Source organism: Binatus sp. (SeqCode) (assembly GCF_035272065.1).
Classification (GTDB): Bacteria; Desulfobacterota; Binatia; order Binatales; family Binataceae; genus Binatus.
The window spans coordinates 1-10,797 of record NZ_DATEQZ010000014.1 but is presented as its reverse complement, the minus strand read 5'-3'; the positions used below and the strand labels follow the sequence as shown (position 1 = coordinate 10,797).

Genomic DNA, 10,797 nt, shown 5'->3' with positions numbered 1-10,797 from the left:
GTTGCGAGTTCGATTCTCGCCATCGGCTTGGTCGGCACGATAGCCTTGGGAGGAGAGGTTCCCGAGTGGCCAAAGGGAGCAGACTGTAAATCTGCCGGCTTATGCCTTCGGAGGTTCGAATCCTCCCCTCTCCACCAGTATAATGGTGGGTTCGATGGGGAGAGCGGGAATAGCTCAGTTGGTAGAGCGCGAGCCTTCCAAGCTCGGGGTCGCGGGTTCGAGTCCCGTTTCCCGCTCCAGATTTTCTATGACGACAAGAGGCAACGAGTTTTGCGAATTGTTTTTCACTGAAAAAAGCATTGTGCGGATGCCCATGTAGCTCAGGCGGTAGAGCACTTCCTTGGTAAGGAAGAGGTCACGGGTTCGAATCCCGTCGTGGGCTTTCCAGATTTGCGCGGCCGCGTGAGCGGCAAACAAGTTTTTCGAGGCGGATTAAAATGAGAGACCTGATTTCGCTGTCGTGCGATATTTGCAAGTCACGCAACTACACCACGACCAAGAACAAAAAAACGCAGACCGACAAATTTTCAATCAAGAAATTCTGTCCAAGGTGCCGCGCCCATACCGTACACAAAGAAGGTAAAATTACTTGATCGGTAGCAGGTCCCGGCGCGCGTCCTTGGGACTGTATATATAATGATGCCGAGCCCGCGCCCGGCGGCGAATGATTGCGAGGGTCAGTAGCTCCAATTGGCAGAGCATCGGACTCCAAATCCGAGGGTTCCAGGTTCGACCCCTGGCTGGCCCGCCAAAATTTACCCGGTTCTTGCTTTAGGCACGAAAAATGAATAGTCTGAAAAGTTACTTCAATCAGGGCGTAAGTTTCGTCTCGGAAGCGTGGACGGAGCTTGCCAAGGTCCATTACCCCTCGCCCAAGGAAACCATGCAGGCCACGATTGTGGTTGTCGGTCTGGCGTTTGTGATGGCTTTGTGGCTCGGAGTGATCGACTTTTTCGCGGTGCGCGGCGTGCAGATGCTGCTCCGCTAGGGAACAACGACCGGACGCTAGACCTGCTGATTTCAATGACCGAACCTATTACCGAAACCGCCAAGCCCGCGATGAAGTGGTATATCGTCCACACTTACTCGGGCTACGAGCACAAGGCCAAGGCCGCGCTCGAGGAGCGGGTGCGCTCGCTGCATAAGGAAGACAAGATCGGCAAGGTGCTGGTACCGATCGAGCGCGTGCAGGAACTCGGCAAAGGCGGCGCGCGCAAAGTCTCGAGCCGCAAGTTTTTCCCCGGCTACATCTTCGTGCAGATGGTGCTCGACGACGATACCTGGCACGTAATCAAGGATACGCCGAAAATTACCGGCTTCGTCGGGCACTCGACTAATCCGCCCGAAGTGCCGATGTCCGAGGTAGAAGAAATCGAGCAACAGATGGAGGAGGGCGCGCTCAGGCCCAAGCCCAAGGTGCTGTTCGAAGTCGGCGAAGCGATCAAAGTCGTCGACGGCCCCTTCCAGGACTTCAACGGCACCGTCGAGGAAGTCAAGCCGGAGAAGGGCAAAGTGCGTGTTCTCATCTCGATTTTCGGCCGCGCAACTCCGGTCGAGCTCGACTTTGTGCAGGTAGAGAAAGCCTAACGACAACCAATCGAATCGCAGGTCGCGTGCTCCCAAATGCGCGCAGGCGGCGGTCGCGACTTGAGTAACCGGGAACGATTTTAAAGTGGCTAAGAAAGTAGTCGGATCGATAAAGCTGCAGATTCCGGCCGGCGCGGCCAATCCGTCGCCGCCGGTGGGACCCGCGCTTGGCCAGCGCGGCGTCAATATCATGGAGTTCTGCAAGGCCTTCAACGCGCAGACCCAGAACATGCAGGGCCTCGTCATCCCGGTGATCGTCACCGTGTACGCCGACCGCTCGTTCACCTTCGTCACCAAGAGCCCGCCCGCGTCGATCCTGCTGCTGCGCGCCGCGGGAATCGAAAAAGGCTCGCCGATGCCGAACAAGAACAAGGTCGGCAAGGTCACCCGCGCGCAGGTCGAGGAAATCGCCAAGACCAAGCTGAAGGACCTGACCGCAGCTGACCTCGCCGCGGCGGTCAACACCGTGTCCGGCACCGCGCGCAGCATGGGCATCGAAGTGAGCGACTGAGGATCTGAGGAATGGCCGGGAAAAAATATAAAGAAGCACTGAAAAAAATCGATCGCGAAAAGCGCTACACGCTCGAAGAAGCGGTCAAGCTGGTGGTCGACAACAAGGTCGCCAAGTTCGACGAGACCGTCGAGATCGCGGTGCGGCTCGGCGTCGATCCGCGGCAGGCCGACCAGAACGTCCGCGGCACTATTGTTCTTCCGCATGGCACCGGCTCGACCGCGCGCGTGCTCGTCGTCGCCAAGGGCGAGAAAGAGCGCGAGGCGCGCGAGGCGGGCGCGGACTTCGTCGGCGGCGAGGAAATCATTAAGAAAATTCAGGAAGAGAACTGGCTCGACTTCGACCGCGTCATTGCGACACCCGACATGATGGGCCAGGTCGGACGTATCGGCAAAATTCTCGGACCGCGCGGCCTGATGCCCAATCCCAAGGTCGGCACCGTCACCTTCGACGTGGCGAAAGCCGTCGCCGAGATCAAGGCCGGCAAGGTCGATTATCGCGTCGACAAGGCAGGCGTCGTGCACGCACGCGTCGGCAAGGTGAGTTTCGGCGATCAGAAGCTGCTCGACAACGTGCGCGCGCTGCTCGGTGCCATCGTTCGCTCCAAGCCGGCCAGCGCCAAGGGTAACTACGTTCGCAGCGTTGCGCTTTCCTCGACGATGGGCCCCGGCGTCCGCGTCGACACCGGGCAGGCGGCAGCCAAAGCGCTCGCGGCGGCCGCATAGTTTTTCGTTTTTTCGTTCGTTGGAGCTGGATCAGTATAATGAAGAAATCAGAGAAAACCGCGCTGGTCGAAGATCTCGCGGGCAGCTTCGGCCGCGCCAGTATCGCGCTCGTGTCCGAGTACCGCGGGATGACTGCAGCGGAATCGACCGAGATGCGCAAGCGGCTCCGCGCGGTGCGCGGCGAGATGCGTATCGCCAAAAACACTCTGGTGCGCCACGCTATCAAGGGCACGAAGTTCGAGGCGCTCGACAGCAACCTCGGCGGCCAGGTCGGCCTCATCCTCAGTTATGAGGATCCGGTGGTACTGGCGAAGACTTTCACCTCGTTCGGGCCGTTGGGCGAAAAGCTCAAGCTGCGCGGCGCGGTGCTCGACGGCAAGGCGCTCACGCCGGCGGAAGTTGAAGCGCTTTCGAAACTGCCGTCGCGCGAAGTGATTTTCGGCCAGTTGCTCGGGCTGCTCAATGCGCCGGCGACTCAGTTGGTCCGCCTGCTGAACGAGCCGGGCTCGTACCTGGCGCGCGTGATCGACGCGATTGGAAAAAAGAACGGCGCCGGCGCGCCGCCTGCGGCAGCGGCGTCATCGGAACCCGCGCCTGAAGCACCGGCGGCTCCGGAGACGCCTCCTGCTCCGTCTGAAGGTTGATCTTTTAGTATTCGTGTGCACGAAGCGCGCGCGATGATTACGTTAAACGATCCCGTTGAATGAAAAAGCAAATCTCGGGGCGCGACAAAAGAACATCTCCCCGGATGCGTGAACAAGGAGAGAAGGTAACATGTCAGAAGCACAACTCAGCCGCGATCAGGTGAAGGATTATCTGAAGAACCTGAGCCTGATCGACGCGGCGGCCCTCGTCAAAGAACTCGAGGCCGAGCTCGGCGTATCTGCCGCTGCTCCGGTCGCTGTCGCTGCTGCTGGTCCCGCAGCCGGCGGTGCTGCCGCAGCGGCGCCCGAGAAGGAAGAGTTCAACGTCGTGCTGACGGGCTCCGGCGACAAAAAGATCCAGGTGATCAAAGTCGTACGCGAATTGACCGGACTCGGCCTCAAAGAGGCCAAGGACCTGGTCGACGGCGCGCCGAAGGCGGTCAAGGAAGGCGTCAACAAGGCCGAAGCCGAAGAGATCAAGAAGAAGCTCGAAGCGGCCGGTGGCACCGTGGAGCTGAAGTAGGAAGGACTTAGTCTTTTTGACGCACAACAAAGGGTCGGGAAATTCACGGGGCGCGGGACGTATCGGCGCGCGGGAATTTCAAACGGTCTTTATCGATGAAGCCGTGGGCACGGGGGAAACCCCTGCGCCCGCGTTCTCTTTTGCTTCACGGCGCGCCGAAGTATGGGGCGCACGCACGGTGAGGTAGCTGATGGCCCAGGTTCATGTAACTAGCAATCTTCGCATTCGCCGCTCTTTCGGCAAGATCAAGAAGATCATCGAGATTCCGAATCTGATCGAGATTCAGAAGCGCTCGTACGACGACTTCTTGCAGGTCGGCGTCTCGACCGAGGACCGCGCGGACGTTGGTCTGCAGGCAGTTTTCAAGTCGGTATTTCCGATCAAGGATTTCAACGAGACCGCCTCGCTCGAGTTCGTCTCGTACGAGCTCGGCACGCCCAAGTACGACGTCGAGGAATGCCATCAGCGCGGCATGACTTACGCGGCGCCGCTGAAGGTCAAGATTCAGCTCGTCATCTGGGACGTCGAGAACGGGCGCCGCTCGATCAAGAACGTCAAGGAGCAGGAAGTCTATTTCGGCGAGATTCCGCTGATGACCGGTAACGGCACCTTCATGGTGAACGGTACCGAGCGCGTCATCGTCTCGCAGTTGCATCGCTCGCCCGGAGTATTTTTCGAGCACGACAAGGGCCGTACGCACTCCACTGGAAAACTGCTCTACTCGGCGCGAATCATCCCGTATCGCGGAAGCTGGATCGATTTCGAGTTCGACCCGCGCGACGTGCTGTACGTCCGCATCGATCGCCGGCGCAAGTTTCCCGCGACGGTGCTGCTGCGCGCGCTCGGGATGACCACCGAAGACCTGCTCAACTATTACTACCGCAAGGACGTCATCACCCTCGACCCCAAGCAGTACACCAAGCAGTTCGTCGCCGACCATCTGATGGGTTCCCGCGTCGGCCGCGACGTCAAGGATCCGAAGTCGGGCGAGGTTATCGCGCGCGAAGGCCGCAAGTTCAACAAGGCTATCGTGCGCGCGATGGAACAGGCGAAGATCAGCGAGGTGCCGATCGCGCTCGACGAGATCGTCGGCAAAGTCTCGGCCCACGACATCGTCGATTCCACCACCGGCGAGGTGCTGATTGGCACCAACGAGGAGATCACGGAGGATACGCTCGAAAAGCTCAAGGCCCACGGCGTCAAGAAAATCGAAGTCCTTTTCACCGAGGACGCGCCCGGCGGCGGTCCGCTGCGCCTCACGCTCGCGCAGGACAAGCTCGGCACTCCAGAAGAGGCGGTCATCGAGATCTACCGGCGGCTGCGCCCCGGCGATCCGCCGACGCAGGAAACGGCAACCACGTTCTTCAACAATCTGTTCTTCAACGCCGAGCGCTATGATCTCTCGAAAGTCGGACGGCTCAAACTGAACCACAAGCTCAAGATCGATGTGCCGCTCGAGCAGGGCACGCTGCGCCGCGAGGACATCTTAGAGGTCGTCCGCTACCTGATGGATCTCAAGAACGGCAACGGCCAAGTCGACGATATCGACCATCTTGGCAATCGCCGCGTGCGCGCCGTCGGCGAGCTGGTCGAAAACCAGTTCCGCATCGGGCTGGTGCGCATGGAACGCGCAATCAAGGAGCGGATGAGCCTTCAAGACATCGAAACCCTGATGCCGCAGGAGCTGGTCAACTACAAGCCGGCCTCCGCCGTCATCAAGGAGTTCTTCGGCTCGTCGCAGTTGTCGCAGTTCATGGATCAGACGAATCCGCTGAGCGAAATCGCGCACAAGCGCCGCCTCTCCGCACTTGGACCGGGCGGACTCACGCGCGAGCGCGCAGGCTTCGAGGTCCGCGACGTTCATCCGACGCATTACGGCCGCGTATGCCCGATTGAAACGCCCGAGGGTCCGAATATCGGTCTCATCGCGGCGCTATCCACATACGCGCGCGTCAACGAATACGGCTTTATCGAAACTCCCTATCGCGAAGTCGAAAACAATCGCGTCACGGAACGAATCCTCTATTTGTCCGCGCTCGACGAAGAGGACAAAGTCATTGCGCAGGCCAACGCCAAGCTCGACGCGCACGGGCGCTTCACCGACGACATCGTGTCGGCGCGCATCGGCGGCGAGTCCACCATGGTCCGCGCCGAAGACGTCCAGTACATGGACGTATCGCCGAACCAGCTCGTCTCGGTTGCGGCATCCTTAATACCGTTCCTCGAGAATGACGACGCCAATCGCGCGCTGATGGGCTCGAATATGCAGCGGCAGGCGGTTCCGCTGTTGAAGCCGGACGCACCTCTCGTCGGCACCGGCCTTGAGGGCACTGTAGGCCGCGACTCGGGCGTCACTGTCGTCGGCAAGCGCGACGGAATCGTCGAGAGTGTCGATGCGGAGCGAATCGTCGTCCGCGCGGACAAGCAGACCAAAGACCTGCGCGACGCCGGCGTCGATATCTACAACCTGATCAAGTATCAGCGCTCGAATCAGAACACCTGCATCAACCAGCGCCCAATCGTCGTCAAAGGCGAGCGCGTCAAGAGTGGCGACGTGCTGGCTGACGGTCCCTCGACTGACATGGGCGAGTTGGCGCTCGGCCGCAACGTGCTGGTCGCGTTCATGCCGTGGGGCGGCTACAACTTCGAGGATTCGATCCTGATTTCCGAGCGTGTGGTCAAGGAAGACCTGTTCACCTCGGTGCATATCGAAGAATTCGAATGTATCGCGCGCGACACCAAGCTCGGACCCGAGGAAATCACCCGCGACATTCCCAACGTCGGCGAAGAAGCGCTGAAGGACCTCGACGCCAGTGGCATCATCCGCATCGGCGCCGAAGTCCGTCCGCAGGACATCCTGGTCGGCAAGATCACGCCGAAGGGCGAGACCCAGCTTTCTCCCGAAGAGAAACTGCTGCGCGCGATTTTCGGTGAAAAAGCCGGCGAGGTGCGCGACACCAGTCTGCGGGTGCCGCCGGGCGTCGAAGGCACCGTGATCGACGGCCGCGTGTTCTCGCGCCGCGGCGTCTCCAAGGACGAACGCACGCAGGAAATCGAAGTGCTCGAGGCCGAGCGTCTCAAGACGGACGAAGCCGAGGAAGTGCGAATCATCCGGCAGGAAACTCTGCGCAAGCTCAAGAAGTCGCTCGTCGGCAAGAAGCTGGCGGGACGCGTGATGTCCGACGAGCGCAAGGAGCTGCTCAAGAAGGGCGACACGATCAGCGCCGAGGAGCTCGAAGAGCTGCCACCGACGCTATGGGGCCAGGTCCGCGTCGAGAACGAATCGGCGCAGGAAGAAGCCGAGAATGCGATCGCCGCGATGAACGCGAACGTCGAGGCGGTGCAGAGTCATTACGGCGCCAAGGTCGAGCGTCTGAAGGCCGGTGACGAACTCGCGCCGGGCGTGATCAAGATGATCAAGGTGTTCGTCGCGATCAAGCGCCGCCTCCAGGTCGGCGACAAGATGGCGGGACGCCACGGCAACAAGGGCGTCCTCTCGCGCATCCTGCCCGAGGAAGACATGCCGTGCCTGGCAGACGGCACCCCGGTCGATATTGTGCTCAACCCGCTCGGCGTGCCGTCACGCATGAACGTCGGCCAGATTCTGGAGACGCATCTCGGATGGGCCGCGCGCGAACTTGGGCACAAAATCGAGGAAGACTTGCGCAACGGTGTCAGCGCCGCGCAGCTCAAACGCCGGCTCAAGGAAATCTATCCCGAGAAAGAGAGCCACAAGTTTATCGACGAGCTCGCCGAGCCCGATATCTACAAGCTCGCGGCCAAGGCGCTCGCTGGCGTCCATGTGGCGTCGCCCGTGTTCGACGGCGCGCGCGAAGAGGAAATATTCCAGTTGCTTAAGCGCGCCGACCTGCCCGAGACCGGACAGGCTCAGCTCCACGACGGACGCACCGGGCTGCCGTTCGAGCAGCCGGTGACAGTCGGCGTCATGTATATGATGAAGCTGCATCATCTGGTCGAGGACAAGATTCACGCGCGGTCGACCGGACCCTACAGCCTGGTCACGCAGCAGCCGCTCGGCGGCAAGGCGCAGTTCGGCGGGCAGCGGCTCGGCGAGATGGAAGTGTGGGCGCTCGAGGCTTACGGCGCCGCCTACACGCTGCAGGAGATGCTCACGGTTAAATCCGACGACGTGGCGGGACGAACGCGGATGTACGAAGCGATCGTCAAGGGCGAGAACACGCTCGAGCCCGGACTGCCCGAGTCGTTCAACGTTATGGTCAAGGAGCTCCAGTCGCTCTGCCTGAACATGGAGCTGCTCGAGCAGCCGCAAAGGGCTTAAGGGCCAGGGAGTTATAAAGAGATGGAAGATCTCTTCGGCATTTTCGAGAAGCCCAAGAATCCACTGGCGTTCAACGCGATCCGCATTTCGATCGCGTCGCCGGAAATGATCCGCTCGTGGTCGCACGGCGAGGTCAAGAAGCCCGAGACGATCAACTACCGGACCTTCAAGCCGGAGCGTGACGGGCTGTTCTGCGCCAAGATTTTCGGGCCGACCAAGGACTACGAATGCAACTGCGGCAAGTATAAGCGCATGCGCCATCGCGGCGTCGTCTGCGAGAAGTGCGGCGTTGAAGTAATCCAGTCGAAAGTGCGCCGCGAGCGGATGGGTCATATCGATCTCGCCGCCCCCGTCGCGCACATCTGGTTCCTGCGCTCGCTGCCATCGCGAATCGGCACCCTGCTCGACATGACGCTGAAGGAACTCGAGAAGGTCCTCTACTTCGAGTGCTACATCGTCACCGACGCCGGCGAGACTCCGCTCCAGTACAAAGAGCTGCTCACCGAGCGCAAATATCGCGAGGCGCGCGAGCAATACGGCGACGCCTTCAAGGCCGAGATGGGCGCGGAAGCCGTCCGCTCTCTCCTCGGACAGCTCACACTGGACAAGTTGGCGGAGGAGTTGCGCGCCGAGATGAAGGCGACGGCGAGCGAGGCGCGGCGCAAGAAAGTCGCGAAGCGGCTGAAAGTCGTCAACGCGTTTCGCGACTCGGGCAACAAGCCCGAGTGGATGATCCTCACCATCCTTCCCGTGATTCCTCCCGATCTTCGTCCACTCGTTCCGCTGGACGGCGGACGTTTCGCGACCTCAGACCTGAACGATCTTTATCGGCGCGTTATCAACCGTAACAACCGGCTGAAGCGGCTGATCGAGCTCAACGCCCCAGACATCATTATCCGCAACGAAAAGCGGATGCTGCAGGAAGCCGTCGATGCCCTCTTCGACAACGGCCGCCGCGGCCGCGCGATCACCGGACCGTCCAAGCGTCCGCTGAAGTCGTTGTCTGACATGCTCAAGGGCAAATCGGGACGCTTCCGCCAGAACCTGCTCGGCAAGCGCGTCGATTACTCGGGCCGCTCCGTCATCGTCGTCGGCCCCGAACTGCGGCTGCATCAGTGCGGTCTGCCCAAGAAGATGGCGCTCGAGCTGTTCAAGCCGTTCATCTACAACAAGCTCGAAGAAAAGGGCTATGTCACGACGATCAAGAGCGCGAAGAAGATGGTCGAGAAAGAGGGCAAGGACGTTTGGGATATCCTCGACGAGGTAATCCGCGAGCATCCGGTCCTGCTAAATCGCGCGCCTACCCTGCACAGACTTGGCGTCCAAGCGTTCGAGCCGGTGTTGATCGAAGGCAAGGCGATTCAGCTCCATCCTCTCGTATGCGTCGCGTACAACGCGGACTTCGACGGCGATCAGATGGCGGTGCACGTGCCGCTGTCCATCGAAGCGCAGGTCGAGTCGCGCGCGCTCATGATGAGCACCAACAACATCCTGTCGCCCGCGTCGGGCAAGCCCGTAATCGTGCCGACCCAGGACATGGTGCTGGGTCTTTACTACATGACGCGCGAGAAGCCGCTGGCGCGCGGCGAGGGCAAAAACTTCGCCAACGTCGAGGAAGTGCGAATCGCGTACGATCACGAAGAGATCGATCTGCACGCGAAAATCACGGTGCGGATGTCGCCGCAGCTCGCGACCGGAATCGCGCCGGCTGAGGTCGAGACCAACGGCAAGCCGCGCACCAAGAAGGAACGCGCCGCTGCGGCCGCTGCGGCAGTCGCCGCGATGCCGCGCTACGAGCGCGTCACTACCACGGTCGGCCGCGTGCTGCTCTACGAAATCGTGCCGCCCGAGATCCCGTTCACCGAGCTCAACAAGACGATGAAGAAAAAAGAGCTCGGCAACCTTATCGACATCGTCTATCGACGCGCGGGCGACAAGGCGACCGTTATCTTCGCCGACCGCTTGAAGGACATCGGCTTCGAGTTCGCGACCAAGGCCGGAATCTCAATCTCGATCAAGGACATGACCATTCCGCCGCAAAAGGCGCATCTGCTCGAAGGCGCGCAGAAGCAGGTCAGCGAGATTCAGCAGCAGTACAACAACGGCGTGATCACGGACGGCGAGCGCTACAACAAAGTCGTCGATATCTGGGCCGAAGTGCAGGACCAAATAGGCAGCGCCGTTATCAAGGGACTGTCAACCCAGGTTTTCGGCAAGAACGACAAGGGCGAGACCGTCACGGGGCCGTCGTTCAACCCGATTTTCATCATGGCCGACTCGGGCGCCCGCGGTTCCGAGCAGCAGATTCGCCAGCTCGCGGGACTGCGCGGCCTGATGGCGAAGCCGTCGGGTGAAATTATCGAAACTCCGATCACCGCGAACTTCCGCGAGGGGCTCACGGTGCTCCAGTACTTCATCTCGACTCACGGCGCGCGCAAGGGCCTCGCCGACACCGCGCTCAAGACCGCCAACTCCGGCTACCTGACGCGCCGCCTCGTCGACGTCGC

At 60.7% G+C, this 10,797-nt stretch carries 9 protein-coding genes and 4 tRNA genes; all 13 read left to right on the top strand.

The window, feature by feature from the left end:
• Positions 1-51: 51 nt before the first annotated feature.
• Positions 52-137: transfer RNA gene (locus tag VJX68_RS01955), tRNA-Tyr, on the top strand.
• A gap of 26 nt (positions 138-163) precedes the next feature.
• Positions 164-239, top strand: a tRNA-Gly gene (locus VJX68_RS01950).
• Between the two features lie 70 nt (positions 240-309).
• Positions 310-382, top strand: a tRNA-Thr gene (locus VJX68_RS01945).
• A gap of 55 nt (positions 383-437) precedes the next feature.
• A complete protein-coding gene (rpmG, locus tag VJX68_RS01940; RefSeq protein WP_324093955.1) occupies positions 438-593 on the top strand; it encodes a 50S ribosomal protein L33 in 156 nt (51 codons plus the stop codon).
• Positions 594-674: 81 nt separating this feature from the next.
• Positions 675-751: transfer RNA gene (locus VJX68_RS01935), tRNA-Trp, on the top strand.
• Positions 752-784: 33 nt separating this feature from the next.
• Entirely contained in the window at positions 785-988 is a 204-nt protein-coding gene (gene secE / locus VJX68_RS01930; protein WP_324093954.1) for a preprotein translocase subunit SecE, read from the top strand.
• Between the two features lie 35 nt (positions 989-1,023).
• Positions 1,024-1,587, top strand: coding sequence for a transcription termination/antitermination protein NusG (nusG, locus tag VJX68_RS01925; protein WP_324093953.1), 564 nt, complete (start codon positions 1,024-1,026; stop codon positions 1,585-1,587).
• Positions 1,588-1,672: 85 nt separating this feature from the next.
• The gene (gene rplK / locus VJX68_RS01920) at positions 1,673-2,098 is read left to right on the top strand and encodes a 50S ribosomal protein L11 (protein WP_324093952.1); all 426 of its coding nucleotides are present in this window, start codon (positions 1,673-1,675) and stop codon (positions 2,096-2,098) included.
• Between the two features lie 11 nt (positions 2,099-2,109).
• Positions 2,110-2,823 carry a 50S ribosomal protein L1 gene (gene rplA, locus VJX68_RS01915; protein ID WP_324093951.1) on the top strand — a complete coding sequence of 238 codons (714 nt, stop codon included), beginning with the start codon at positions 2,110-2,112 and terminating at the stop codon, positions 2,821-2,823.
• 38 nt (positions 2,824-2,861) lie between these two features.
• Complete coding sequence (gene rplJ, locus VJX68_RS01910; RefSeq protein ID WP_324093950.1) at positions 2,862-3,467, top strand: 50S ribosomal protein L10; 606 nt, start codon at positions 2,862-2,864, stop codon at positions 3,465-3,467.
• Positions 3,468-3,597: 130 nt separating this feature from the next.
• Positions 3,598-3,990: a 50S ribosomal protein L7/L12 gene (gene rplL, locus VJX68_RS01905; RefSeq protein ID WP_324093949.1), complete on the top strand. Its 393-nt coding sequence runs from the start codon at positions 3,598-3,600 to the stop codon at positions 3,988-3,990.
• A gap of 190 nt (positions 3,991-4,180) precedes the next feature.
• Positions 4,181-8,290 (top strand): DNA-directed RNA polymerase subunit beta, encoded by a 4,110-nt coding sequence (rpoB, locus tag VJX68_RS01900; protein WP_324093948.1) that lies wholly within the window; start codon positions 4,181-4,183, stop codon positions 8,288-8,290.
• Between the two features lie 21 nt (positions 8,291-8,311).
• On the top strand, positions 8,312-10,797 hold a 2,486-nt coding region (gene rpoC / locus VJX68_RS01895), incomplete at its 3' end, for a DNA-directed RNA polymerase subunit beta' (RefSeq protein ID WP_324093947.1).